Here is a 24,099-nt window from a genome sequence, read left to right as displayed (position 1 = left end):
TATTTGCGGTTAGCCGAAAAGCTGGCCGCGGCCGTCCTTTGCTCATCTTCTTAGACAAGGATCTGGACGCCCCGGCCGGTGGACCGGCTTGGCGCTTGTGCGCCATTCGGGGGAACGATCCATGGAGCTCAGGCTCTACAACACGCTGACCCGCTCGAAGGACCTCCTGCGTCCGCTCGATCCCTTGAACGTGCGCATGTATGTGTGCGGGCCGACGGTCTACGACCACGCCCATATCGGCAATGCGCGCCCGGTCATCGTCTTCGACGTGCTCTTCCGCCTGCTGCGGCGCCTCTATGGCGAAAGCCATGTCAAATACGTCCGCAACATCACGGACGTGGACGACAAGATCAACGCCCGCGCCGCCGACCGCTCCATCTCCATCCGCGACCTGACGGAGGAGACCTACCGCTGGTTCCGGGAGGACACGGCGGCGCTGAACTGTCTGCCGCCCACCGTGGAGCCGCGCGCCACCGAGCATATCGAGGAGATGCGCGTGCTCATCGAGCGCCTCGTCGCCTCGGGCCACGCCTATGTGGCGGAGGAGCACGTGCTGTTCCACGTGCCCTCCATGCCGGACTACGGCCGCCTCTCCCGCCGCTCGCTGGACGAGATGATGGCCGGTGCCCGCGTGGACGTCGCCCCCTACAAGCGCGATGCCATGGACTTCGTGCTGTGGAAGCCGAGCGCCGAGGGCGTGCCCGGCTGGCCCTCGCCCTGCGGCATCGCCACCCCCGGCCGGCCCGGCTGGCACATCGAGTGCTCGGCCATGAGCTGGAAGCATCTGGGCGAGACCTTCGACATCCACGGCGGCGGCATTGACCTCGTTTTCCCGCACCATGAGAACGAGATCGCCCAGTCGCGCTGCGCCTTCCATTCGGGCGTGATGGCGCAGACCTGGATGCACAACGGCTTCCTGATGCTGGAAGGCGAGAAGATGTCGAAGTCCCTCGGCAACTTCGTCACCATCCGCGAGTTGCTGGACGAGTGGCCCGGCGAGGTGCTGCGCCTCGCCATGCTGTCCACCCACTACCGCCAGCCCATCAACTGGACCCGCCAGGGCCTCGGCTTCGCCGCCAAGACGCTGGCCAAGTGGTATCGCGTCATCGGTGACGTGGAGGCGGAGACGGGCGAAGGCAACCCGTTCGAGACCGAGATCGCCGACCGCCTCGCCGACGACCTCAACACCCCCTCCGTCATCGCCCACCTGCACCACCTCGCCGAGGTGGCCGAGCATGAGGATACGTCCTCCGCTTTGCGTCGCCGCTTCAAGGGCGCGGCCAACCTGCTTGGCCTTCTGGGCGACACCGAAAGCGGGTGGCGCGCGCGGCAGAAGGAGGCCATTGCGCTGGATGAAGGGGTCATCTCCGGCCTCATCGCCGAGCGGCTCGCCGCCCGCAAGGCGAAGGACTTCAAGCGCGCCGACCAGATCCGCGAGGAACTGGCCGCCAAGGGCATCGTGCTGATGGACAACAAGGACGGGACCACCAGCTGGGAGGTGTCGCGATGACCGCCATCGCTTTGCGCCCCTACCTCCCCGCCGACGCGCCGGCGCTGGCCGACCTATTCCGCGCCTCCATCGCCGAACTGACCGGCGATGATTACGACAGCGAGCAGCAGGACGCCTGGGCCGCCAAGGCCGACGACGCGGAGGCCTTCGCCGCGCGCCTCGCCGCGAGCCTCACCCTCGTCGCCCTGCGCGGCAAGGCGGTGGCCGGCTTCGTCTCGCTGAAGGACAACGCCCACATCGACATGCTCTACGTGGCGCCGGACGCGGCGGGCACCGGCGTCGCCAAGGCCCTGTGCGATGCCGCCGAGACGCTGGCCAAGGCGCGCGGCACCCGCAAGCTCACCGTGGACGCCAGCGACACCGCCCTCGGCTTCTTCCAGAAGCGCGGCTACGAACCCCAGCGCCGCAACATGGTGCCGCTGGCCGACACCTGGCTCGCCAACACGGCGATGACGAAGACTCTGGGGGAGGACGATGCCGGCCCCCGGCACTGAGCCTCCCGCTTCGGCAAAGCAAGCGCGCGCCCGTGCGCTGCGCGAGACGATGACCGATGCCGAGCGCAAGCTCTGGCAAGTGCTGCGCGACCGTCGGCTGGAGGGCGCGAAGTTCCGCCGGCAGGTGCCGGTGGGGCCTTATGTGGCGGACTTCCTCTGCTTCCAGCATCGGCTGGTGGTGGAAGCGGATGGCGGCCAGCATGTGGAATCGGCGCGCGACGCGGTGCGCGATGCCTATTTCGCGGCCAACGGCTTCCGCGTGCTGCGGTTCTGGAACAACGACATCCTCCTGCGGACGCAGTCCGTGCTGGAGGCGATTTATCAGGCGGTGAAAGCCACCCCTCACCCCCAGCCCCTCTCCCGCAAGGGGAGAGGGGAGGCAAGGCCGGGAAGCCCCTCTCCCCTTGCGGGAGAGGGTGGATCGCGGCGTAGCCGCGAGACGGGTGAGGGGGCTGGCGCCGCAAGAGCTGACGCCCGAGGCGGACGGGGGAAAGAGACAACAATGCCGACGAAGGAACGCCTCTATCTCTTCGACACCACCCTGCGCGACGGAGCGCAGACCAATGGCGTCGATTTCACCGTGGCCGACAAGCTGCGCGTGCTCTCCCTGCTGGACCGGCTGGGCGTGGACTATGTGGAGGCCGGCTATCCCGGCGCCAATCCCACCGACACGCAGCTGTTCGCGGAGAAGCATGAGGCGAAGGCGCGGCTCACCGCCTTCGGCATGACCAAGCGCCCCGGCCGCTCGGCGTCCAACGACCCGGGCGTGGCGGCGCTGCTGGCGGCGCAGTCCGACGCCATCTGCTTCGTCGCCAAGTCCTCCGCCTATCAGGTGCGGGTGGCGCTGGAGACCACCAAGGAGGAGAACCTCGCCTCCATCCGCGACAGCGTCGAGGCAGCAATTGCCGCCGGGCGCGAGGCGCTGGTGGATTGCGAGCACTTTTTCGACGGCTTCAAGGAAGACCGCGACTTCGCCCTAGCCTGCGCCCGCACCGCCTATGATGCCGGCGCGCGCTGGGTGGTGCTGTGCGACACCAATGGCGGCACGCTGCCCCACGAGGTGGAGGCGATCGTTTCCGAAGTGGTGAAGGTGGTGCCTGGCACCAATGTCGGCATCCACGCCCACAACGATACCGAGCAGGCGGTGGCGAATTCGCTGGCTGCCGTGCGGGCCGGCGCGCGACAGATCCAGGGCACGCTGAACGGCCTCGGCGAGCGCTGCGGCAACGCCAATCTCTGCTCGCTCATCCCCACCCTGCTGCTGAAAAAGGACTTCGCCGAGCGCTTCGACATCGGCGTGGGCGAAGAGGCGCTGGGCGAACTGGTCCACGTCTCCCGCACGCTGGACGAGATGCTGAACCGCGCCCCGGACCGGCACGCGCCCTATGTGGGCGAGAGCGCGTTCGCCACCAAGGCCGGCATCCACGCCTCGGCCATCCTGAAGGACCCCGCCACCTACGAGCACGTCGCGCCGGAGAAGGTGGGCAACCGCCGCCGCGTGATGGTTTCCGACCAGGCCGGCCGCTCCAACGTCCTGTCCGAGCTGGAACGCCTTGGCGTGCCGGTGGACAAGAAGGACCCGCGCATCTCCCGGCTGCTGGAGGTGGTGAAGGAGCGTGAGGCGCTGGGCTATTCCTACGAGGCGGCGGACGCCTCCTTCGCCCTGCTGGCGCGGCGGATGCTCGGCTCGGTGCCGGACTTCTTTTCCGTGGAGCGCTTCAAGGTGAACGTGGAGCGCCGCTACAACGCGCAGGGCGAGCTTGTCACCGTGGCCGAGGCCATCGTGAAGGTGAAGGTGGACGACGAGACCCTGATCTCCGCCGCCGAGGGCAACGGCCCGGTGAACGCGCTGGACGTGGCCCTGCGCAAGGACCTCGGCAAGTACCAGCCGTTCATTTCCGGCCTGCACCTCACCGACTATCGCGTGCGCGTGCTGAACGGCGGCACGGAAGCGGTGACGCGGGTGCTCATCGAGAGCGCGGACGAGACCGGCGACCGCTGGACCACGGTGGGCGTCTCTCCCAACATCATCGACGCCTCCTTCGAGGCGCTCCTCGATTCCATCACCTGGAAGCTCTTGAAGGAAGGCGCGCCAGCCTGACGCTCGCCCCCGTGCGCGGCTGCAAGCGCGGTTTGCAGCGGCGCGCGGGGGGATTGTTTGAAATCAATGTCTACCCCGCTACCGGGCCTAAGCTTTCGTCCAAGCTTGATTGCGAGCTTGCAGGCATTCATGGCCTGCGCATATCGGGAGCTTGGTCATGTCCAACGTTCAATCCCGCTTCGATGTCTCCGATCCGATGGTGATAACGCGGATCCTGTGCGGGCTCTTTTACTTCCCCCATGCCATTTCCAAGATCATCGGCTTCTCGGGGGCCGTTGGATTCTTTTCCAAGGCGGGCCTCACGCCGCCGGAAGCCTTCGTGGTGCTTTCCATCACGATGGAGCTGGTTTGCGGCATCGGCCTCACCTTCGGGCTGTTCACGAAGTACGTGGGTATCATCTCGGCGGGGGTGATGGCGGTCGCCGCCTATGCCACCGTAGCGGTCCATGGTCTCGGCTGGTACTGGGCCGGGCACGGCATCGAATATCTGGTGTTCTGGGCCATCGCCTCGCTGGCGGTCGCGCTTGATGCCTGGAAGCGCAATCCCAGCGTCTTCGGCCTCTTCGAATTGCCGCTGAACCATACAAAGGCGGTGGCGGCCTGACAGGCTCGCGAGCCGAAATGCAAAAAGGGCCGGGCAGCGAATGCCCGGCCTTTTCTTTTCAGTCCTGCGCCAGCGCTTTCAGCGCCGCGAGCACCTTTTCCGTGTCCGCACCCAGCCGCGGGCTGGCGCTCTTCGCCACCTGCCGCTCGCCGTCCAGCACGATGGGGCTCGCCACGGCCGGAATGGTGCCGCCGCCCGCCTCCGTAAGGTCCACGCGCAGGCCGCGCGCCTTCACTTGCGGGTCCTCGAACACCTGCGAGACGGTGTTGATCGGCCCCGCCGGAACGCCCTTCGCCTCCAGCGCAGCGAGGAGGTCGTCGCGGGCGAAGGCCATGGTCAGCGCGGTGAGCTTCGGCACCAGCACGGCGCGGTTCGAGACGCGGGCGGGATTGGTGGCGTAGTCGGCCGCCTGCGCCAGCTCCGGCGCGCCCAGCACGGCGCAGAAGCGGGCGAATTGGCCGTCATTGCCGATGGCGGCGATGAAATAGCCGTCCGCGCAGGGGAAGACCTGGTAGGGCACGATGTTGGGATGGGCATTGCCCATGCGCTTCGGCGCCTTGCCGGAGGTGAGGTAGTTCATGGCCTGGTTGGCGAGCACGCCCACCTGCGTGTCCAGCAGCGCCATGTCCACATGCCCGCCCGTGCCGGTCTCGTCGCGCCGGCGCAGCGCCGCGAGAATGCCCACGGTGGCATAGAGGCCGGTGAAGATGTCGGCGAAGGCGACGCCCACCTTCTGCGGCTCGCCATCCGGCGCGCCGGTGAGGTCCATGATGCCGCCCATGCCCTGCACGAGGAAGTCGTAGCCCGCGCGCGGCGCATAGGGGCCGTCCTGGCCGAAGCCGGTGACGGAGCAATAGACGAGGCGGGGGTTCTCTTTTTTCAGGCTCTCGTAATCGAGCCCGTATTTCTTGAGCCCGCCCACCTTGAAGTTCTCGATGAGGACATCGCTCTGCCGCGCGAGATCACGGATGATCTGTTGCCCCTCTTCCGTCTCGAAATCCACCGCCACCGAGCGCTTGCCGCGATTGGTCGCATGGAAATAGGCGGCGCCGAGGTCCGCCCCGTCCGCCCCTTTCAGGAAGGGCGGGCCCCAGGTGCGCGTATCGTCGCCGCCACCCGGCCGCTCCACCTTGATCACCTCCGCCCCGAGGTCGGCGAGCAGCTGCCCGCACCACGGCCCCGCGAGGATGCGGGCGAGTTCGAGGACGCGGAGGCCGGCGAGGGGAGGGGAGGCAGGGGAGGGCATGGGAAGACTCGCTTGGCGGCTTTGGCTCCCCTCTCCCCTTGCGGGAGAGGGGCTGGGGGTGAGGGGGGCGGCTTCAACCCCTCACCCGTCTCGCGGCTTTGCCGCGATCCACCCTCTCCCGCAAGGGGAGAGGGAGACAATCAAAAGAACGCCTGGATCCCGGTGATCGCGCGGCCGAGGATCAGCGCGTGGATGTCGTGGGTGCCCTCGTAGGTGTTCACCGTCTCGAGGTTCGCCGCGTGGCGGATGACGTGGAATTCGGCCGAGATGCCGTTGCCGCCGTGCATGTCGCGGGCGACCCGGGCGATGTCCAGCGCCTTGCCGCAATTGTTGCGCTTGAGGAAGGAGATGGCCTCGATGGGCAGCGTGCCCTCATCGAACATCCGCCCGGCGCGCAGCGCGAGCTGGAGGCCCAGCGCGATCTCGGTCGCCATGTCTGCCAGCTTCTTCTGCACCAGCTGGGTGGCGGCGAGCGGCTTGCCGAACTGCTTGCGGTCCAGCGTGTACTGGCGGGCAGCCGCATAACAGGCCTCCGCCGCGCCCATGGCGCCCCAGCCGATGCCGTAGCGGGCGCGGTTAAGGCAGCCGAAGGGGCCGGGCAGGCCAGCGGCGTTGGGCAGGAGGTTCGCCTCCGGGATCTCCACGTCCTCCAGCACCACCTCGCCGGTGATAGAGGCGCGCAGCGAGAGCTTGCCCTCGATCTTGGGGGTGGAGAAGCCCTTCATGCCGCGCTCCACGACGAAGCCCTTGATGGCATTGTCGTGCGCCGCGGACTTCGCCCACACCACCGCGAGGTCGGCGATGGGCGAATTGGTGATCCACATCTTCGCGCCGTTGAGGCGATAGCCGCCGTCGATCTTCTCGGCGCGGGTGCGCATGCCGGCGGGATCGGAGCCGGCGTCCGGCTCGGTCAGGCCGAAGCAGCCCACCCACTCGCCGGTGGCGAGCTTGGGCAGGTATTTCTTGCGCTGCTCCTCGGTGCCGTAGGCGTAGATGGGGTGCATGACGAGGGACGACTGCACGCTCATGGCCGAGCGGTAGCCCGAGTCGACCCGCTCCACTTCCCGCGCGGCGAGGCCGTAGGCCACATAGCCGAGGCCGGCGCCGCCGTATTCCGCCGGGATGGTGGGGCCGAGGAGGCCGAGCTCGCCCATCTCGTTCATGATCTCGCGGTCGAACCGCTCGTCGAGATAGGCGGAGGTCACGCGCGGCAGGAGCTTTTCCTGCGCATAGTCGCGGGCGGTGTCACGCACCAGCCGCTCGTCCTCGGTGAGCTGGCTGTTGAGGTCGAAGGGGTCGGCCCAGTCGAAGGTCGGCTTTCCGGATGCGGCCATGGTGCGTCTCCCGCTCTCTCGCTCGCTGGCCCGCCGGGTGGCGGCAGGCATTTACATTCCTACCAGTCGGTATATAAATAAAAGCCAATCGTCAAGGAGCACGACGCTGCAGGATCGAGGCGACCACGAACAGGATGCGCCGGCCCGCCCGGCCCCCGCCCGGCGGCGTGGCCGTCCGCCGAAATCGGCGGCTCTGCGCGTCGCGGCGGAGGGCGATGGCACGCGCCTCGGCCGTCCGCCTATGATGAGCGACCCGCGCGCGGAAATCCTGCGGCAGGCGGCGCAGATGTTCGCGCAGAAGGGCTATGTGGAGTCGTCGCTCAGCGAGGTCGCGCGGTCGCTCAATTATTCCAAGGGCGCGATCTACAACTACTTCTCCTCGAAGCAGGAGATCTATGACGCCATCATCATCTTCACGCTCTCCGGCCTCAACGACGCGTCATCCGCGGCGGTGCGGCGGGAGGACCCGCCGGCCGAACAGCTGAAGCAGTTCATGGTCGCTCACGCCCGCTTCCTTGCCGACAATTACGATTGCTTCGTCACCATGCTCGTGGGCTTCTCCGGCATGGCCAATACCGGGCTGAAGGACGATGCCCTCGCCCTGCGCGACGCCCATGAGGGCCTCTTGCGCCGGATCATTGCCGATGGCGTCGCAGACGGTTCGTTCCGGGAGGTCGGCGCGGCCATGACCGGGCGCGCGGTGCTCTCGCTCTTGAGCTGGATGGTGCGCTGGTTCAAGCCGGGCGGCGACAAGTCGGCCGAAGAGGTCGCGCTGGAGTATCACGACCTGCTGGTGCGCGGGCTGGTGGCCTGAGGCGCGCCGAAGCAGCAATTCCGCCGTCGTGCTCCGGCTCGACCGGAGCACCCATCCCGGGATTTGCCCAGGCGGATGGATAGGCCCTCCGGTCGAGCCGGAGGGCGACGGTTGGGACAGGGAGGGCGGCGTGGGGAAGACAGGGCCCTCGCTCAGCCTGCCTTCACGCCACGCAGGCGAGGAAGCCCTCTTCGAGCAGGTCGCGCTTGAGCTGGCGGCCGATGAAGACGATGCGGCTCAGCCGCTTCTCGTCGGCCTTCCACGGGCGCTGGTGGTCGCCGTCGAGGATCATGTGGACGCCCTGGAACACGAAGCGGTCCGGGTCGTCCTTGAACGACAGGATGCCCTTCGAGCGCAGGATGTTCGGCCCCTCCACCTGCACGATGTTCTGCACCCAGGGGAAGAACTTGTCCGGGTCCAGCGGCTTGTCGGTGGAGAAGGAGACCGACTGGATCTCCTCGTCATGCACCGCCTTCAGCCCGTGGTGATGGTGGTCGTGGTCATGATCGTGGCCGTGATCATGGCCGCAGTCCGGCCCGCAGGCCTCGCCATGGGCGTGGTGGTGATGGTGGTGCTCGTCCTCCTCCAAGAAGGCGGGCTCCAGCTCCAGCACGCGCTCAAGGTCGAAGGCGCCCTGGTTCAGCACCTTGGCGATGTCGATCTCGGACTTCTGGGTGCGGTAGAGCTTGGCATAGGGGTTGATGCCGCGGATGCGGGCTTCCACCGCGTCCAGCTCGGGGCCGGTCACGAGGTCGGTCTTGTTGAGGAGGATCACGTCGGCGAAGGCCACCTGATTCTTCGCCTCGGGGGCGTCCTTCAGGCGGTCGGAGAGCCACTTGGCGTCGGCGACGGTCACCACCGCGTCGAGCTTGGTCTTGGCCTGCACTTCCTCGTCCACGAAGAAGGTCTGGGCCACGGGGGCGGGGTCCGCCAGCCCGGTCGTCTCGACGATGATGCCGTCGAAGCCGCCCTTGCGGCGCAAGAGGCCGTCGATGATGCGGATGAGGTCGCCGCGCACGGTGCAGCAGATGCACCCGTTGTTCATCTCGAACACTTCCTCGTCGGCGCCCACCACGAGGTCGTTGTCGATGCCGATCTCGCCGAACTCGTTGACGATGACGGCGAATTTCTTGCCGTGCGGCTGCGACAGGATGCGGTTGAGCAGCGTGGTCTTGCCGGCACCCAGATAGCCGGTCAGCACGGTGACGGGGATCTTCTCGGCCTGCGTTTCAGCCATGGCTTCACCTTGGTACGGCGGCGGCCGCGCGAGGCGGCCGCCGGAAGGAAACGGGCGCCTCTCAGCTCGACAGAGCGGACGAGAGTTCGCGCACGTTGGAGTGCATCATGTCGATGTAGGTGCTCGCGGGGCCTTTGTCATCGGACAGGGCGTCGGAATAGAGCGTTCCGCCCACCTTGGCGCCGCTTTCCTTGGCGATGCGCTGGATGAGGCGCGGGTCGGTGACGTTCTCGACGAACACGGCCGGGATTTTCTGCGCCTTGATCTGGCGGATGATGCGGCCCACGTCCTTGGCCGAGGCCTCGCTCTCGGTGGAGACGCCCTCGGGGGCGATCAGCACGAGGCCGTAAGCCTCGCCGAAATAGCCGAAGGCGTCGTGGGAGGTGATGATGCGGCGCTGCTCGGCCGGGATCCTGGCCATGGCGGACTTTACCTCGGCCTCCAGCGCGTCGAGCTTGGCGGTGTAGGCGGCGGCGTTGGCGGTGTAGACGTCGCGGCCGTCCGGATCGGCGGCGATCAGGCCGTCGCGCACGTTGGCCACATAGACCTTGGCGTTGGCGATGGACTGCCAGGCGTGGGGATCGATGGGGCCGTGGTCATGGCCGGCATGGGCCTCCTTGCCCTTTTTGCCGTGGCCGGCGTCCTTCTCGTCGTCGTCCTGCGGCTCGGTGGCGCTGCGGGTGCGCGGCGTGATGCCCTTGGTGGCGACGACGATGGTCGCCTTGGTGCCGGAGGCCTTGATGAGGCGGTCCATCCAGCCCTCGAAGCCGAGGCCGTTCACGAACACCACCTTGGCCGCGGCCACCGCCTTCGCGTCGGCCGGCGTGGGCTGGTAGACGTGGGCATCGCCGTTGGTCCCGACGATGGTGGTGACGGCCACGCGATCGCCGCCCACCTCTTTCACGAAATCACCGAGGATGGAGAAGGACGCCACCACGGGCATCTTCTGGGCGGATGCCTGGGCGAGGGCCGGGCCGGCCAGCGGCAGGGTGAGGCCGGCGGCCAGGGAGCCGGCAACGCCGGCGGCGAGGAGGAGACGTCGGGAGATCATGAAAGTCCTCTTCAGGCTTCAAGGTGACGGCGCGGGACGAAGCGGCCGGCAAGCCCGCCGATCGGCCCGAAGATGACGGCGAACGCATAGGCCAGCCCGGCGACCAGGATGATGGACGGGCCGGACGGCGTGCCGAGGTGGTAGGACACGAGCAGCCCGGCCACGCCGGACGCGAAGGCGATCAGCGTCGAGGTGGTGACGAGGGCGGTGAGGTCCCGCACGAAGAAGCGCGCGGTGGCGGCCGGCAGCATCATCAGCCCCACCGCGAGCAGCGTGCCCAGCGCATGGAAGCCGCCCACGAGGTTCAGCACCACCAGCGACAGGAAGGCGATGTGGCTGACCCCGCCGCTGCGGCTCACCGAGGCGAGGAAGGTGGGGTCCACGCATTCCAGCACCAGCGGCCGCCACACCACGGCGAGGGTGAGGAGCGTGAGGGTAGTGATGCCGGCGATCAGCATCAGCGTCGCGTCGTCGATGCCCAGCACGGTGCCGAACAGGACATGCAGCAGGTCCACGTTGGAGCCGCGCAGCGAGACGATGAGCACGCCCAGTGCCAGCGATATCAGGTAGAAGGCCGCGAGCGAGGCGTCCTCCTTCATGCCCGTCGCCCGCGCCACCACACCCGCGCCCACCGCCACCAGAAGGCCGGCCGCGAGGCCGCCGGCCGTCATGGCGTAGAGGTTGAGCCCGGCGAACAGGAAGCCGATGGCCGCGCCGGGCAGGATGGCGTGGGCCATGGCATCGCCCGTCAGCGACATACGCCGCAGCATCAGGAAGGCGCCCACCGGCCCTGCGCCGAGCGACAATGCGAACACGCCGGCGAGGGCGCGGCGCATGAACTCGAACTCCGCGAAGGGAGAAATGAGGGTGTCATAGATGTTCATCGATCAATCCCGGGCGCCGGTGCCGCGGGCGGGCGGCCGGCCGGATCTGTCATCGTCCTGCCCTTGCGCTTGGCCGGGGAGCCGATCCGGTGGGTTGGAGGAACCGGACCGGCCTTGGCCGGGGCCCGTGGTCCCCGGCCAAGCGCAAGAGCAGCGATGGTGCGTCCAGAAGACCGGCGTCAGCCGGTCGTGAATGCGTGGTCAGGATCAGACCGGCGCGGGGCCGGTCGGTGAATGTTTGGTCAGGCTGCGTCGGGGCAGGGGATGGCGTCGTCCCGCCACGCTTCGCCCATGCGGCGGGCCTTGAGCAGGTTTTCGGGGCCGAGCGCTTCCGCCGTTGGCCCCCAGGCGACCGGTGTGCGGGCGAGGAGAAGCGTCTGCGGGAAGGTCGCGCGCACCAGGTCGAAATCGTGCAGCACCGCGATCACGGTGCGCTTCTCGCCATGCCAGCGGCGAACGAGGTCCACGAGGTCCGACACCGTCTTGGCGTCGAGGGCGGTGAACGGCTCGTCGAGCAGGATCACGCGGGCGTCCTGCAGCAGCAGGCGGGCGAACAGGGTGCGCTGCATCTGCCCGCCGGAGAGGGTGCCGATGGGACGGTTCTCGAACCCCTCGAGGCCGACGGCGGCGATGGCGTGCTCGATTTTCGCGCGGTCTGCGCGGCCGATGCCGCCGAACAGGCCGGCGCGCCGCCACAGACCCATGGACACCATGTCGTAGACATGGATGGGAAAGCTGCGGTCGATCTCGGCGCCCTGCGGCAGGTAGGCGATCTCGCGCGGGTCGAGGCCATGGCGGTCGATGGTGCCGCCGAGCGGCTTCAGCGCGCCGCCGATGCCCTTGAGGAGGGTGGACTTGCCGGCGCCGTTGGCGCCGCAGATGGCGAGCAGCGCGCCCTTCTCCACGTCGCCGGACAGGTGGTGAACGGCCGGGTGGCGCTCATAGCCGAGGGTCAGGTTGCGGAAGGAAATCTGCACGGTCATGCGCCGCCTCCCGTCACCAGGGCCACCGCGCCCCACAGGATGAGGAGCAGCACGGACACCAGCGCGAGACGCCCGCCGAGGGACATGCGCAGCACCGAAGCACCGATGCGCACGGGCGGGCGGCGGCCCGCCGGAGCAGCGGCATGGGCATGATGCCCGTGCCCGTGGTCGCCATGCTCGTGTTCCCCCGCGGCCCCGGCGGCGCCGAGGGGCGCGGCGCGGTCCTGCCGGCCGCTGGCCGGCGGCGTCGCTGCGGAGGGGGAGAGAGACAGGGACATGGGACCCGGCGGGCTGGTTTCGATGGCTAGTTGATACAGTGTATCGCTCAGCCTTGTCCAGCCTGTCGAGGCCCCTCCGCACGCTTTTGTGCGGTTCCCTTCAGTCAGCCGTGTCGCTCATTCGGCCGCTGTGGTGAACGCCCGGAAGCTGCCGAACGCGGTGATGTCGCGTGCCCCGTCGAGCGCTGCCGCCTCGGCGAGGAAGCCGGTGACGCGGGTGCCGTCGTCCAGTTCCACCTGCCCGAGGCCCAGCGGCGACGGGATGGTGGCGAGCAAGCGGCCGACGCCCTCGAAGGGCAGGGACCACACCTCGCCCTCCACCGCCGCGCCGTCCGCATTGACCCGCACCACGCCGGGGCGCGGCACGGCGCCGGGCAGAAGCTTCATGCGATAGGACGGCACCGTCTTCGCCGCCTGCACGAAGCGTCCGCCCATGGCCTTGAGGTCGCCATTGAGCGGCATGCCGGAGAGATGGGCGCCGAACACGCAGACATCGAGCCGTCCCGGCTCCTGCGCCGGCGCAAGCGGCGGAAGGGCGGGCGCCGGCGCATGGCCGCAGCCCAGCGGCAGGGTGCCCGCCGCGACGTAGGCCCGGCCTAGCGCCGCCATTTCTCCATCCTTCCCGGCGGGGGCGAGGAGGGTGATGCCATAGGGCACGCCGGCCGCCGTGATCTTGGTCGGCACGGCGATGCCGCACAGGTCCATCAGGTTGACGAAATTGGTGTAGGTGCCATTGCGCGAATTGAGGCGGATGGGGTCCGCCAGCACTTCCTCCACCGTGTAGGCGGAGGGCGCGGTGGGCAGCAGCAGAGCGTCGATGCCGGCGAGGATGGGGGCGACGCGGGCGCGCAATTCCTTCAGCTTGTACATGGCGCGGAAGGTATCCGCCGCGCTCGCCTTGCCGCCGGGCTCGGTGATGGCGCGCGTGACCGGATGCACCGCCTCGGGATCGGTGGTGAGCAGCGGCTCGGCGACGATCCAGCGCTCGGCCACCCACGGCCCCTCATAGAGCAGGCGCGCGGTCTCGGCGAAGGCGGAGAAATCGATCTCCTTCAGCACCGCGCCCAGCGACGCGAACCGCTCCAGGGCCTCCTCATAGGCGGCGGCCGACTCGGCATCACCGAAGAACTCCCGCTGCGCCTCGGGCAGGATGCCGAGCACGGGCGCAGGAGGCGCGGCCGCGAGCGGGGCGACGGGCAGGTCGCGGGAATAGGCATCCTCCGCATCGAAACCTGCGATCACGTTCAGCACCGCCATGGCGTCATCGACCGTGAGGGCGAAGATGGAGATGCAGTCCAGCGACTTGCAGGCCGGCACGAGGCCGGTATTCGGCACGAGGCCGAGGGAGGGCTTGAGGCCCACGATGTTGTTCAGCATGGCCGGCACGCGGCCGGAGCCGGCGGTGTCGGTGCCCAGCGACACCGGCACGATGCCCGCGCCCACCGCCACCGCCGAGCCGGAGGAGGAGCCGCCCGGCACCAGCTCCGGGTTCACCGAATTGCGCGGGATGCCATAGGGCGAGCGCACGCCCACGAGGCCGGTGGCGAACTGGTCGAGGTTGGTCTTGCCGATGATGAGCGCGCCCGCCGCCTTGAGCCGCGCCACGGCGGTGGCGTCGCGCTCCGGCACATAGGCGAAGGCCGGGCAGGCGGCGGTGGTGGGCAGGCCGGCGACGTCGATGTTGTCCTTCACCGCCACCGGGATGCCGTAGAGCGGCAGCCCCGTGTTGCCGGCAGCCTCCAGCGCGGCGGCCTCGGCCAGCACATCGGCTTCCTCGCGGAGGGTGATGAACATGGCCGGGTCGTCATGCACCGCGAGCCGGGCATAGACGCCGCGCACCGTTTCCGAGACGGAGCGGAGGCCGGACCTGTGGGCTTCGAGGAGGCTGGCGACGGTCTGCATGGTCTACCCTGATGGACGGCGCTCCACGCGCCTGATGGCAGGGGTCTAGCAGGAAGCGCGCCACTTGTATGCAATTTCTGATAATTGCAATTTTATCAAGTATTTGGATTGAACGAACTGCGCCCCGCCGCGGCTGGATTTGCCGCAGCGGGGCGCAGGAAACGGGGCTCATGCCTAGAAATTAGGCGCCGTTCACGGACGGGTCCCGTTCTGCTCCGACGGCGCGAGCGTGCGGCCGGGAGGGGCATCGGGCGCCGTGGTCAGCGGCGGGGGATTGCCGCGCGGCACGGTGATGTTCTCCGGCGCGGTCTCGCTCGGCGCGGGGGTGCCGCGGTTGGAAAACATGTTCGCCGCGACCAGCGCGAGGACCAGCACGAAGGCCGCGGCGATGAGCATGCCCTGGCGTTGCATGGGGCTCTCCTTGTCGTGGATATCGCCCCCTCAACGCCCCGGCCCCGGTGCCGGGTTCCCTTTTTTGAGGTTAGTCGCGGAACACCACGGTGCGGGAACCGTTCAGCAGCACCCGGTCCTGCAAATGCCAGGAGATGGCCCGGGCCAGCACGCGGCGCTCGATGTCGCGGCCCTTGCGGACGAGATCCTCGGGCGAATCCTGGTGGGAGATGCGCTCCACGTCCTGCTCGATGATCGGGCCTTCGTCGAGGTCAGAAGTCACGTAATGGGCGGTGGCGCCGATGAGCTTCACGCCCCGCGCATGGGCCTGATGGTAGGGCTTGGCGCCCTTGAAGCCGGGCAGGAAGGAGTGGTGGATGTTGATGCACTTGCCCGACAGCTTGGCCGACAGCCCGTCCGACAGCACCTGCATGTAGCGCGCGAGCACGGCGAGTTCCGAGCCGGAGGACTGGAAGATCTCCCAGACCTGCGTTTCCTGCTCCAGCTTGGTGGCCTTGGTCACCGGCAGGTGGTGGAAGGGGATGCCGTCGAAATCCAGATGGGCATAGGTCTCGCGCGGGTGGTTGGAGACGATGCCGGCGATCTCCATCGGAATCTCGCCGATGCGCCAGCGATAGAGCAGGTCCGCGAGGCAGTGGTCGAACTTGGAGGCGAGCAGCAGCACCTTGCGCTTCTCGGCCACCGGCCGGAGCGTGAAGCTCAGCGAGAAGGTCTGCGCCACCGCCGCGAACCCGGAGCGGATCTCGGCGAGGCTGGCCTCGCCCTCCACCACGTTGAACACCACGCGCATGAAGAAGCGGCGGGTCTCGGTGTCGTCGAACTGTTGCGCCTCGAGGATGTTGCAGCCCTTCTCGAACAGGAAGGTCGAGACGCCGGCGACGATGCCCGGCCGGTTGGGGCAGGAGAAGGCGAGAATGAACGGCTCGTTGGGGCTGGTCATGATGCGTCCTTTTATGGCGCCGCGCGTGTGACGCAGCCGGGCGCCGCTCTCAGATGAATTCGGGTGCGGAGAGGAGGCGCGCGCCGCGCTGCCGTCAACCTCGGTGGGTGCCTGCGAGCACGAAGCCGTATTCCGCCGCGCTCGCCGCCAGCCAGCGCAGGAAGGCCGGGGCGAAGGTGTTGCCCACCGCGAAGCGATAGGTCGGCGCGTCGTCGCGCTGCCAGAAGGTGACGCCCACGTGGGAGACCGGCGTGGTCGCCGCATCGCCCGGCTGGAAGGCGCGGGGATCGAGGTCCACCGCCACGCCCTTCGCCAGCGCTTCGCGCGCCTTGGGGCCAGCGATGTCGAGCACGAGATTGGCGTCGCTCTGGTCGGTGACGGCACCAAGGCCGGCCGCCAGTTCTTCGAGGCGACGGCGCAGCGCGGCGCCGGTCGATCCCTCGGCGAACACCAGCCACTTGCCGGGGCCAGTGCCGACGGCTTCAAGGCCGGCGCCAAAGCTTGCCTTCGGCGCATCCACCAGCGGCAGGCCGGCCGCGGTGACGGCGGCAATCAGCGCGCCGGTCTTGCCCTTGCGGGCGACCAGCATCGCGGCGGCGAGGTTCGCCACCACCTGCGCCGTGACGCCGGTGGCGCCCTCAACGCCATAGTGCCCGGCCGGCACGAGGTGGGCGGGGGAGAGGGACTGGAAGAGATCAGACACGCTGCTTCTCCCCTTCGGGATCGACAAAGTGGGGAGAGCACACCTCGACCTCGATGTCACCGCCGCGCACCGGGTCATAGGCGCGCAGCTTCTCGCCGATGCGCTCCGGCCCGCGCTTGAGGAGACCGAGGCCGATGGAGTGGCCGAGGATGGGCGACCAGGCGACGGAGGTCATGTAGCCCTCGTCATTCTCGGTGGTCGCGGCCGCGCCGAGCGCCAGGAAATGCGCCCCGGCCTTGAGCCGCGCGCTCCGGTCCACCGGGCGGAAGCCGACGAAGGTGGGCCGCTCGGGATCGGTGAAGGCGGGGCGTCCCGCCATCACGCGGCCGATGAAGTCCTTCTTGGTGGAGGCCATGCGGCCGAGGCCGAGATCGCGGGCGGAGGTCTGCCCGTTCAGCTCGCTGCCGGAGACATGGCCCTTCTCGATGCGCAGCACGGCCAGCGTCTCGACGCCATAGGGCGTGATGCCATAGGGCGCGCCGGCCGCCATGATCGCCCGCATCAGCTTGTCGCCATGCCGGGCCGGGACCGCGATCTCATAGCCGAGTTCGCCGGAGAAGGAGAGGCGGAAGATGCGTGCCTCGACGCCGCCCATCACGGTCGTCTGAAGCGCCCCCATGAAGGGCAGGCCGGCGTTGGAAACATCCGCGCCATCCACGAGCTTCGCCAGCACATCGCGGGAGCGCGGGCCGGAGACGGCGATCTGCGCCCACTGCTCGGTGATGGAGGCGAGGCACACGTCCAGCTTCGGCCACAGCACCTGAAGACAGAATTCCAGATGCTGGAACACCTTGGCGGCGTTGGCGGTGGTCGTGGTCATCACATAATGGTCGTCGGCGAGGCGGGCGGTGGTGCCATCGTCCATCACGATCCCGTCCTCGCGGAGCATCACGCCGTAGCGCGCCTTGCCCACGCCGAGGGTGGAGAACATGTTGATGTAGACGCGATCCAGCAGCACGCCGGCATCCGGTCCCTGAAGATCGATCTTGCCGAAGGTGGACACGTCGATGACGCCAACGCTCTCGCGCGTCGCCTTCACCTCGCGGTTCACCGCCGCCTGCCAGTCCTCGCCCGCCTTCGGGAACCACGCGGCGCGCAGCCACTGCCCGGTCTCGACGAACACCGCACCCTGTTCCTCCGCCCACTTGTGGGTGGGTGTCGGGCGGGTGGGCTTGAAGTCCACGCCGCGATGGTGGCCGGCGAGCACGCCGAGGGCCACGGGCGTGTAGGGCGGCCGGAACACGGTGGTGCCGGTCTCGGGAATGCCCTTGCCGGTGAGCGCCGCCATGATGGCGAGGCCCGCCATGTTGGAGGTCTTGCCCTGGTCGGTGGCCATGCCCATCGTGGTGTAGCGCTTCAGCAATTCCACCGCACGGAAGCCTTCGCGATGGGCGAGGGCCACGTCCTTGGCGGTGACGTCGTTCTGCTGGTCCACGAAAGCGGGGCCCTTGGCGTGCACCTGCCAGAAAGCCTTGAGGCCGTTCGGCGCATCGGCTGCGACGGGAGCAGGCGCGGCAACGGGGGCAAAGCCCGCATCTTCCGCCGCTGCGGCGCCCAGCGCCGTGCCGTCCGCGAGGCATTCGGCGAGGGTGAGGTGGCCGGCTGCGGCGCCCGCCACCGCCATGCCCACCGGCACTGCGCCGGGCACGAAGGCGGCGATGTCCTCCCGCCAGATGGGCCTGCCGCCCTGGTGGCAGGTGAGGTTCACATTGGGTGTCGCGCCGCCGGAGACGCCCAGCGCCTCCACGGAGAGGGTGCGGATGCCCTTGGGCGTGCGCACCGTGATGCCCGACAGGCACTTGCCCGAGGTGGCGATGACCTCGCTGCCGGTGAGGAGATCGACGCCCAGCGCCTTCGCCCGTGCCGCGAGGGCCGGGGACACGGCGTCGCGCACGTCCGCGATGGCTTCCAGCTTCACGCCGGCCGCAGCCGCATCAAGGAGGGCGGCGACGGCGTGGTCGTTGTTGGTAAAGCCGGCCGTGCGCGGCCCCGCGCCGACGCCGAAGCGCGTGGCGTAGGTGGCGAGCGCCAGCGCCGACATCACGCCCGGTCGGTCATTGCCGGGGAAGACGATGGGCCGGTCGAAGGCGCCCGCCGCCAGCACGGAGCGCTTGGCGATGAAGCGCCACAGCCGCTGGCGGGGCTGGAAGGGGGCGGGGACGGCAAGATGGTCGCTCACGCGCTCCACCGCGCCGAATTCGCCGCCGTCATAGGCGCCGAACACGGTGGTGCGGGGCATGAGCCGAACGTTGGGCAGGCTCGAAAGTTCGGCCAGCGCCCGCGCCACGAAATCCGCCGCGCTGCCGCCGTCGATTTCCGCCTGCTCGGACAGGAGCCGCCCGCCGAGGCGGAAGTCCTCGTCCGCCAGCACCACCCGCGCGCCGCTCCGCCCGGCCGCAAGCGCCGCCGCAAGGCCCGCCGCGCCGGAGCCGATGACCAGCACGTCGCAGAAATGGGTGGCCTTCTCGTAATGGTCCGGGTCCGCCGTCTCGGCGGCACGGCCGAGGCCGGCGGCGCGGCGGATCATGGGCTCGTACACCTTCTCCCAGAAGGCGGCGGGCCACATGAATGTCTTGTAGTAGAAACCCGCGCCGAGGAAGGGCGAGACCAGCTGGTTGATGCTGAGCAGGTCGTGGTCGAGGGAGGGCCAGCGGTTCTGGCTGGTGGCGTCCAGCGCGTCGAACAGCTCCACGGTGGTGGCGCGGGTGTTGGGCTCGCGCCGGGCGCCGGAGCGCAGTTCCACCAGCGCGTTCGGCTCTTCCGAGCCGGCAGTGACTATGCCGCGCGGGCGGTGATACTTGAAGGAGCGGCCGACCAGCCGCACGCCGTTGGCGAGCAGCGCGGAGGCCAGCGTATCGCCGGGATGGCCGGTGTAGCTTTTGCCGTCGAAGCTGAAGGAGAGGGTGCGGCTGCGGTCGATCAGCCCGCCTGCGGAAAGCCGGGTCATTCGGCCGCCTCCGTCCGGGTAAAGCGCACGGCCGTGATGGCGTGGGTGCGGGTGTCACGGGTCACGGTGAGCCAGCGGCGGCAGCCGCCGGAGTGATACCAGAGTTCGTCCATCACGCCGGCCACGTTGTCGCGCTCGTAGACATAGGCGTTGAAGGCGTCCGGGGCGTCGGGCGCGGCCGGGTCCGGCCGGGTTGGTGCGGCATCGCCCAGATAGGCGAATTCATGGGACGACCTCGCGCCGCAATAGGGACAGGTGATGCGCATGGGTCAGGTCCGGGTGGAGGGGTGAGGGGGGAGTGGCAGAGCCGGCGTTCCGCCCGCCTTCCGCCGTCGCCCTCCGGCTTGACCGGAGGGTCCATGCTGGGGCCGGGCGCTGTGCCTGGCGGAGAGATGGGTGCTCCGGTCAAGCCGGAGCACGACGGTCGATGTTATCTGCGCGCCCATCAGTGCAAGTTCGGCTGGGCGCCGACTCCCTTTTCGTCGATCACATGGCCGGTGCGGAAACGGTCCAGGCGGAAGGCGGCGTTGAAGCGGTGGGCCTCTTCCTTGGCGATGGTCCAGGCGAAGCACCAGCCGGAGGCGGGCGTCGCCTTGAAGCCCCCGTAGTTCCACGCGGTGTTGAGGAAGAGGCCGGGCAGGGGACCCACATCTATGATGGGCGAGCCGTCCATGGACATGTCCACGAGACCGCCCCACGAGCGCAGCATGCGCAGCCGCCCGATGAGCGGCATCAGCGCCATGCCGCCCTCGGCCACATCCTCGACCACGGGCAGGTTGCCGCGCTGGGCGTAGGAATTGTAGCCGTCGATGTCGCCGCCGAAGACGAGGCCGCCCTTGTCCGACTGGCTGACGTAGAAATGCCCCATGCCGAAGGTGATGACGCCCGGCACCAGCGGCTTCAATCCTTCCGAGACGAAGGCCTGCAGCACATGGCTCTCGATGGGCAGGCGCAGGCCGAGATGCTTGGTCAGCCGCGAGGTGGAGCCGGCCACCGCAAGCCCCACCTTGCCGGCGCGGATGGGCCCGCGATTGGTCTCCACGCCCACCACCGCGTCCCCCTCGCGGATGAAGCCGGTGACCTCGCAATTCTGCACGATGTCCACGCCCAGCTTGTCGGCGGCGCGGGCATAGCCCCACACCACAGCATCATGGCGCGCGGTGCCGGCGCGGGCCTGCATGAGCCCGCCCTTGATGGGGAAGCGGGAGTTGTCGAAATCGAGGAAGGGGCACAGCGCCTTCACCTGCTCGCGGTCGAGCAGTTCGGAATCGGCACCGGCGAGGCGCATGGCATTGCCGCGCCGGGCATAGGCGTCGCGCTGGCCGTCCGAGTGGTAGAGGTTGATAATGCCGCGCTGGGAGACCATGGCGTTGTAGTTGAGGTCCTGCTCCAGGCCCTCCCACAATTTCATGGACCACTCGTAGAAGGGCTCGTTGCCCGGCAGCAGATAATTGGAGCGGATGATCGTGGTGTTGCGCCCCGCATTGCCGGAGCCGATATGCCCCTTCTCCAGCACCGCCACGTTGCGGATGCCGTGCTCCTTGGCGAGGTAATAGGCGGTCGCGAGGCCATGGCCGCCGCCGCCGACGATGATGACGTCATAAGAGGGCTTCGGCACCGCATCGCGCCAGGCGGGCGTCCAGCCCTTCTGGCCGTTGAGCGCATTGGCGATCAGGCTGAATACTGAATAGCGGGACATTGAACCCCTCGGGACCCTTGGGAGCCCCTCGGCGCGGACGCCGATGCACCCCTTTGGAAAAGATATAGCCGCGCCCGAAACCACAGGTAATATAAATCCTGCTTATTCTATGAGGGTGCCGGTGCGCGAGGTTCTGCCGTTCGATCTGAAGGCGCTGGAAATCTTCCTCGCAGTCTGCGAGGCCGGCGCCATGGCGGGAGCGGCTCGGCGGCTCGGCCTCACTCAGCCGGCGGTGTCGCAGGCGGTGGCGGAGCTGGAGACGCGCATGGGCGTCGCGCTGTTCGATCGCAGCGTCCGCCCGCTGGGGCTGACGGCGGCCGGAGGCGTATTGCGGCAGAAGGCGAGCGCGCTCCTCTCCGAGGCCCGGCAGATCGTGCCGGCGCTGAAGGAGACCGAGCACGGCCGCCTGCCCCTGATCCGCGCCGGCCTCGTCGATTCCCTCTCCCGCGCGCTCTCCGCGCCTCTGGCCGGGCGGCTGTGCGCGGTGGCGGAGGAAGTGTCGCTGCTGGCCGGCCTCACCGCCGCCCATGCCAGCGCGCTGCTCTCGCGCCAGCTCGATCTTTTGGTGGGCGTGGACGAACTCGCCGACATCGAGGGGCTGGAGCGTTTCCCCCTCCTCACCGAGCCTTATGTGCTGCTGCTGCCCGCCGGCGAGAGGGCGCCCGAGCGGGTCGAGGAGGTGACGCGCCTGGCGCAACGCCTGCCATTGGTGCGCTTTTCCGCCCGCTCGCGCACCGGTATCGAGGTGGACCGGCATCTGCGCCGTCTCAAGCTCGACCTGCCGCGGCGGTTGGAGTTCGACACGCCCTTCGGCGTCTCCGCCACGGTGGCGGCGGGGGAGGGGTTCGCGGTGACGACGCCGCTCTGCATCTTCGAGGCGGGGCTCGATCGCGACCGGCTCCAGTACGCGCCGCTGCCGGGGCCGGCCTTTTCCCGCAGCCTGACGCTGATCGGCCGGCGGCAGGAACTCGGCCGCCTGCCGCACGACGTGGCGCGGTTCTGCCGGCAGACGCTGGAGAACGATGTGCTGCCGACCCTGCGCGCCGCGTTGCCGTGGCTCGGCGAGACGCTCGAATAGCCGGCGCACGATATCCGCCCAACGCTCAAGGCCAAGCTTAATGACGCCGTCCCGTTCATGCGGGAACAGTCAAGCTTTCCTCATGCCGTTAAGTTTGTCCCGAAAAGTCCGGTGCCGGTCATGTCCATGCCCGCTGTCGGCCGATACCGTTTGATGATACCCCTACGTCGTCTTGAAGACTTCACTTGAGACGGGCTGGGGAAAATCATGAAGATCGGCGGAGTTCTATTTGCAGCGGTAATCCTGGCTGGGTCTGCCTCTGCGGCAGGCGCCCAGACCATGAGCTATGCGCAGGCCGGCGCGCTCCTGGCACGCAGCTGCGGGGCGGACATCAACAAGTTCTGCTCCAACGTGAATCTGGGCGAGGGCAAGCTGCTCGCCTGCATGGACGGCAAGATCAATCAGGTCAGCGCCAAGTGCAAAGCTGACTACGCGACCGCAAAGGCCTCCATCGCCGAGCGGGATGCGGCGCAGGATTCCATTCAGGAGGTCTGTTCGGCCGACACGGCGCGCCTGTGCCCCGGCATGGTGCCGCAGGACGGCAATCTGCTCTCCTGCCTGCTCCAGGCGACGCGGGTCGTGAGCGACAAATGCAACGCCGCCATCACCAACGCCGGCTACCGCTGAGCGTCCTCTCCACATCCTCGCACCCGAACGAAGGACGCTTTGCGATGACCTCGCCTCTGACCCGCCTCGCGCTGGCCGCGCTGCTCGCTGCCGCCGTGCCGGCGATCACCCCCGCTTATGCCCAGACTGCGCTCTCCGATGGCCAGATCCTCCAGGGTCTGCAAGGCCTGAGCGAAAAGGCCCCGACCATCACCGCGCAGCAGCTGCGCAGCATGGTTCAGACCCACATGGCCCAGAATCCGGGCGAGCAGCTCACCCGCCCGTCGCTGGCCCTGAAGCTGGACCAGCTGCCGCAGATCAACGTGCAGATCCAGTTCCGCCTCGGCTCGGCGATCATCGAGCCGTCGTCCTACGGCACCCTCGGCGCCATCGCCGACGCCATGCACAACCCCATCCTGCACGGCTACAAGTTCATCGTCACCGGCAACACGGATGTCACCGGCCCGCGTGACGTGAACCTCAAGCTCAGCCAGGCCCGCGCCGACGCGGTGGTGAGCGCGCTCGTGAGCGTGTTCAACATCAATCCCACCCGTCTTGAAGCGGTGGGCCTCGGCGAGGAAGTGCTGCTCGATCCGAAGAAGCCGACCGACCCCATCAACCGGCGTGTCCAGATCTTCACCGTGGGCCGCCTCGCGCCCTACGTCGCCCAGCGCTGACGCACGCCCATACCCTTGAAAAGGAGGCGCCGTCCCCTGGGGCGGCGCCTTCTTCATTTGCGGTGATCGTGTCTCTCGCGGCGGACGGAAATCCCACTATCCTAAAGCGCCTGCGCGGCGCGCGGGCCAAAGCTGGGAGGACAAATCATGCTCGCTCGACGCCGGTTCATCTCCTGCGCCATCTGCTCGCTGGCGGGGTTCGCCGCGATTGAGGTCGGCGGCACGCAGGCCATGGCACAGGGACAAGCCGCCCCCGCCCCCGCCCCAACCGGAATCACGCGCAAGGTGCTCGGCCGCACCGACGTGCCGGGGGACAAATACGTCGCCATCCTGATGGAGGCGGAGTTCGACGGCGGCCTGAAGGTCGCGCGCCACACCCATCCCGGCATCGAGAGCACCTATCTCATCGCCGGCGGCGGCGTGCTCTCGGTGAAGGGCCAGCCCGACCGAACGCTGGCGCCGGGCGACGGCTTCCAGATCCCGCCGGAGGTGCCGCACGCCTTCCAGGTGGGCGGCGACAAGACGAAGCTCGCCATCACCTACATCGTCGAAAAGGACAAGCCGCTGGCGACGCCCGCGCCGGAGTGAGGTGTTCAAAAA

23 protein-coding genes and 1 pseudogene are annotated in these 24,099 nt (G+C 68.5%); 10 read left to right on the top strand and 14 right to left on the bottom strand.

The window, feature by feature from the left end; translation table 11 throughout:
• The first annotated feature begins 121 nt into the window (after nt 1–121).
• The 5 genes and pseudogenes from cysS to ACT54R_RS14065 all read left to right on the top strand — a co-directional run bounded on the left by cysS (nt 122) and on the right by ACT54R_RS14065 (nt 4,709).
• On the top strand, nt 122–1,510 hold the full coding sequence (cysS, locus tag ACT54R_RS14085; RefSeq protein WP_476327273.1) for a cysteine--tRNA ligase: 1,389 nt from the start codon (nt 122–124) through the stop codon (nt 1,508–1,510).
• Nucleotides 1,507–2,004, top strand: coding sequence for a GNAT family N-acetyltransferase (locus ACT54R_RS14080; RefSeq protein WP_476327271.1), 498 nt, complete (start codon nt 1,507–1,509; stop codon nt 2,002–2,004). The genes cysS and ACT54R_RS14080 overlap by 4 nt, the downstream gene beginning before the upstream one ends.
• Nucleotides 1,985–2,323: pseudogene (locus ACT54R_RS14075) on the top strand (endonuclease domain-containing protein); the annotation flags it as partial. The gene ACT54R_RS14080 and the pseudogene ACT54R_RS14075, both read left to right, overlap by 20 nt.
• Nucleotides 2,324–2,506: 183 nt before the next feature.
• Nucleotides 2,507–4,105 (top strand): citramalate synthase, encoded by a 1,599-nt coding sequence (cimA, locus tag ACT54R_RS14070; RefSeq protein WP_476329183.1) that lies wholly within the window; start codon nt 2,507–2,509, stop codon nt 4,103–4,105.
• A gap of 157 nt (nt 4,106–4,262) precedes the next feature.
• On the top strand, nt 4,263–4,709 hold the full coding sequence (locus ACT54R_RS14065; RefSeq protein WP_476327269.1) for a DoxX family protein: 447 nt from the start codon (nt 4,263–4,265) through the stop codon (nt 4,707–4,709).
• Nucleotides 4,710–4,767: 58 nt separating this feature from the next.
• On the opposite strand, the gene ACT54R_RS14060 is transcribed toward ACT54R_RS14065, so the two are convergent.
• Both ACT54R_RS14060 and ACT54R_RS14055 read right to left on the bottom strand, forming a co-directional pair.
• Entirely contained in the window at nt 4,768–5,955 is a 1,188-nt protein-coding gene (locus ACT54R_RS14060) for a CaiB/BaiF CoA transferase family protein (protein ID WP_476327267.1), read from the bottom strand.
• Between the two features lie 140 nt (nt 5,956–6,095).
• Nucleotides 6,096–7,289 (bottom strand): acyl-CoA dehydrogenase, encoded by a 1,194-nt coding sequence (locus tag ACT54R_RS14055; protein ID WP_476327265.1) that lies wholly within the window; start codon nt 7,287–7,289, stop codon nt 6,096–6,098.
• A 244-nt stretch (nt 7,290–7,533) separates the two neighbouring features.
• Between ACT54R_RS14055 and ACT54R_RS14050 the strand changes: the two genes are divergently transcribed.
• Nucleotides 7,534–8,103, top strand: a complete 570-nt coding sequence (locus tag ACT54R_RS14050; protein WP_476327263.1) for a TetR/AcrR family transcriptional regulator — start codon at nt 7,534–7,536, stop codon at nt 8,101–8,103.
• A gap of 163 nt (nt 8,104–8,266) precedes the next feature.
• On the opposite strand, the gene ACT54R_RS14045 is transcribed toward ACT54R_RS14050, so the two are convergent.
• From ACT54R_RS14045 to ACT54R_RS13990, 12 genes are all read right to left on the bottom strand, one after another.
• The gene (locus ACT54R_RS14045; protein WP_476327261.1) at nt 8,267–9,340 is read right to left on the bottom strand and encodes a CobW family GTP-binding protein; all 1,074 of its coding nucleotides are present in this window, start codon (nt 9,338–9,340) and stop codon (nt 8,267–8,269) included.
• Nucleotides 9,341–9,401: 61 nt separating this feature from the next.
• Nucleotides 9,402–10,391: a metal ABC transporter solute-binding protein, Zn/Mn family gene (locus tag ACT54R_RS14040; RefSeq protein ID WP_476327259.1), complete on the bottom strand. Its 990-nt coding sequence runs from the start codon at nt 10,389–10,391 to the stop codon at nt 9,402–9,404.
• A gap of 11 nt (nt 10,392–10,402) precedes the next feature.
• Entirely contained in the window at nt 10,403–11,275 is an 873-nt protein-coding gene (locus ACT54R_RS14035; protein ID WP_476327257.1) for a metal ABC transporter permease, read from the bottom strand.
• A gap of 242 nt (nt 11,276–11,517) precedes the next feature.
• Nucleotides 11,518–12,258: a zinc ABC transporter ATP-binding protein AztA gene (gene aztA / locus ACT54R_RS14030; RefSeq protein WP_168456536.1), complete on the bottom strand. Its 741-nt coding sequence runs from the start codon at nt 12,256–12,258 to the stop codon at nt 11,518–11,520.
• The gene (locus tag ACT54R_RS14025) at nt 12,255–12,536 is read right to left on the bottom strand and encodes a hypothetical protein (RefSeq protein WP_476327255.1); all 282 of its coding nucleotides are present in this window, start codon (nt 12,534–12,536) and stop codon (nt 12,255–12,257) included. The genes aztA and ACT54R_RS14025 overlap by 4 nt, the downstream gene beginning before the upstream one ends.
• Before the next feature lie 117 nt (nt 12,537–12,653).
• Nucleotides 12,654–14,438 carry an allophanate hydrolase gene (gene atzF / locus ACT54R_RS14020; protein WP_476327252.1) on the bottom strand — a complete coding sequence of 595 codons (1,785 nt, stop codon included), beginning with the start codon at nt 14,436–14,438 and terminating at the stop codon, nt 12,654–12,656.
• Nucleotides 14,439–14,630: 192 nt separating this feature from the next.
• Nucleotides 14,631–14,849, bottom strand: a complete 219-nt coding sequence (locus ACT54R_RS14015) for a hypothetical protein (RefSeq protein ID WP_476327250.1) — start codon at nt 14,847–14,849, stop codon at nt 14,631–14,633.
• A 70-nt stretch (nt 14,850–14,919) separates the two neighbouring features.
• A complete protein-coding gene (purU, locus tag ACT54R_RS14010; RefSeq protein WP_476327248.1) occupies nt 14,920–15,789 on the bottom strand; it encodes a formyltetrahydrofolate deformylase in 870 nt (289 codons plus the stop codon).
• 94 nt (nt 15,790–15,883) lie between these two features.
• The gene (locus ACT54R_RS14005; protein WP_476327246.1) at nt 15,884–16,492 is read right to left on the bottom strand and encodes a sarcosine oxidase subunit gamma; all 609 of its coding nucleotides are present in this window, start codon (nt 16,490–16,492) and stop codon (nt 15,884–15,886) included.
• A complete protein-coding gene (locus ACT54R_RS14000; protein ID WP_476327243.1) occupies nt 16,485–19,439 on the bottom strand; it encodes a sarcosine oxidase subunit alpha family protein in 2,955 nt (984 codons plus the stop codon). Before ACT54R_RS14000 ends, ACT54R_RS14005 begins: the two co-directional genes overlap by 8 nt.
• The gene (locus ACT54R_RS13995) at nt 19,436–19,705 is read right to left on the bottom strand and encodes a sarcosine oxidase subunit delta (protein ID WP_168456542.1); all 270 of its coding nucleotides are present in this window, start codon (nt 19,703–19,705) and stop codon (nt 19,436–19,438) included. Before ACT54R_RS13995 ends, ACT54R_RS14000 begins: the two co-directional genes overlap by 4 nt.
• Nucleotides 19,706–19,884: 179 nt before the next feature.
• Nucleotides 19,885–21,138 (bottom strand): sarcosine oxidase subunit beta family protein, encoded by a 1,254-nt coding sequence (locus ACT54R_RS13990; RefSeq protein ID WP_168456543.1) that lies wholly within the window; start codon nt 21,136–21,138, stop codon nt 19,885–19,887.
• A 109-nt stretch (nt 21,139–21,247) separates the two neighbouring features.
• On the opposite strand from ACT54R_RS13990, the gene ACT54R_RS13985 reads away from it, so the two are divergent.
• The 4 genes from ACT54R_RS13985 to ACT54R_RS13970 all read left to right on the top strand — a co-directional run bounded on the left by ACT54R_RS13985 (nt 21,248) and on the right by ACT54R_RS13970 (nt 24,087).
• The gene (locus ACT54R_RS13985; RefSeq protein ID WP_476327240.1) at nt 21,248–22,216 is read left to right on the top strand and encodes a LysR family transcriptional regulator; all 969 of its coding nucleotides are present in this window, start codon (nt 21,248–21,250) and stop codon (nt 22,214–22,216) included.
• 279 nt (nt 22,217–22,495) lie between these two features.
• Nucleotides 22,496–22,843 (top strand): cysteine rich repeat-containing protein, encoded by a 348-nt coding sequence (locus ACT54R_RS13980; RefSeq protein ID WP_051460615.1) that lies wholly within the window; start codon nt 22,496–22,498, stop codon nt 22,841–22,843.
• Between the two features lie 44 nt (nt 22,844–22,887).
• Nucleotides 22,888–23,499 carry an OmpA family protein gene (locus ACT54R_RS13975; protein ID WP_476327238.1) on the top strand — a complete coding sequence of 204 codons (612 nt, stop codon included), beginning with the start codon at nt 22,888–22,890 and terminating at the stop codon, nt 23,497–23,499.
• 147 nt (nt 23,500–23,646) lie between these two features.
• Entirely contained in the window at nt 23,647–24,087 is a 441-nt protein-coding gene (locus ACT54R_RS13970) for a cupin domain-containing protein (RefSeq protein ID WP_168456545.1), read from the top strand.
• Nucleotides 24,088–24,099 lie beyond the last annotated feature (12 nt).

The sequence above is a fragment of the Xanthobacter sp. DMC47 genome, assembly GCF_056313845.1.
Note: the sequence above shows the minus strand (reverse complement) of the source record. Positions and strands in the feature narration are given on the sequence as shown.

Bases quoted from the DNA above. Each gene is read 5' to 3' on its own strand.
- cysS (WP_476327273.1), top strand. From the start codon at position 122: ATGGAGCTCAGGCTCTACAACACGCTGACCCGCTCGAAGGACCTCCTG.
- ACT54R_RS14080 (WP_476327271.1), top strand. From the start codon at position 1,507: ATGACCGCCATCGCTTTGCGCCCCTACCTCCCCGCCGACGCGCCGGCG.
- cimA (WP_476329183.1), top strand. From the start codon at position 2,507: ATGCCGACGAAGGAACGCCTCTATCTCTTCGACACCACCCTGCGCGAC.
- ACT54R_RS14065 (WP_476327269.1), top strand. From the start codon at position 4,263: ATGTCCAACGTTCAATCCCGCTTCGATGTCTCCGATCCGATGGTGATA.
- ACT54R_RS14060 (WP_476327267.1), bottom strand. From the start codon at position 5,955: ATGCCCTCCCCTGCCTCCCCTCCCCTCGCCGGCCTCCGCGTCCTCGAA.
- ACT54R_RS14055 (WP_476327265.1), bottom strand. From the start codon at position 7,289: ATGGCCGCATCCGGAAAGCCGACCTTCGACTGGGCCGACCCCTTCGAC.
- ACT54R_RS14050 (WP_476327263.1), top strand. From the start codon at position 7,534: ATGAGCGACCCGCGCGCGGAAATCCTGCGGCAGGCGGCGCAGATGTTC.
- ACT54R_RS14045 (WP_476327261.1), bottom strand. From the start codon at position 9,340: ATGGCTGAAACGCAGGCCGAGAAGATCCCCGTCACCGTGCTGACCGGC.
- ACT54R_RS14040 (WP_476327259.1), bottom strand. From the start codon at position 10,391: ATGATCTCCCGACGTCTCCTCCTCGCCGCCGGCGTTGCCGGCTCCCTG.
- ACT54R_RS14035 (WP_476327257.1), bottom strand. From the start codon at position 11,275: ATGAACATCTATGACACCCTCATTTCTCCCTTCGCGGAGTTCGAGTTC.
- aztA (WP_168456536.1), bottom strand. From the start codon at position 12,258: ATGACCGTGCAGATTTCCTTCCGCAACCTGACCCTCGGCTATGAGCGC.
- ACT54R_RS14025 (WP_476327255.1), bottom strand. From the start codon at position 12,536: ATGTCCCTGTCTCTCTCCCCCTCCGCAGCGACGCCGCCGGCCAGCGGC.
- atzF (WP_476327252.1), bottom strand. From the start codon at position 14,438: ATGCAGACCGTCGCCAGCCTCCTCGAAGCCCACAGGTCCGGCCTCCGC.
- ACT54R_RS14015 (WP_476327250.1), bottom strand. From the start codon at position 14,849: ATGCAACGCCAGGGCATGCTCATCGCCGCGGCCTTCGTGCTGGTCCTC.
- purU (WP_476327248.1), bottom strand. From the start codon at position 15,789: ATGACCAGCCCCAACGAGCCGTTCATTCTCGCCTTCTCCTGCCCCAAC.
- ACT54R_RS14000 (WP_476327243.1), bottom strand. From the start codon at position 19,439: ATGACCCGGCTTTCCGCAGGCGGGCTGATCGACCGCAGCCGCACCCTC.
- ACT54R_RS13995 (WP_168456542.1), bottom strand. From the start codon at position 19,705: ATGCGCATCACCTGTCCCTATTGCGGCGCGAGGTCGTCCCATGAATTC.
- ACT54R_RS13990 (WP_168456543.1), bottom strand. From the start codon at position 21,138: ATGTCCCGCTATTCAGTATTCAGCCTGATCGCCAATGCGCTCAACGGC.
- ACT54R_RS13985 (WP_476327240.1), top strand. From the start codon at position 21,248: ATGAGGGTGCCGGTGCGCGAGGTTCTGCCGTTCGATCTGAAGGCGCTG.
- ACT54R_RS13980 (WP_051460615.1), top strand. From the start codon at position 22,496: ATGAGCTATGCGCAGGCCGGCGCGCTCCTGGCACGCAGCTGCGGGGCG.
- ACT54R_RS13975 (WP_476327238.1), top strand. From the start codon at position 22,888: ATGACCTCGCCTCTGACCCGCCTCGCGCTGGCCGCGCTGCTCGCTGCC.
- ACT54R_RS13970 (WP_168456545.1), top strand. From the start codon at position 23,647: ATGCTCGCTCGACGCCGGTTCATCTCCTGCGCCATCTGCTCGCTGGCG.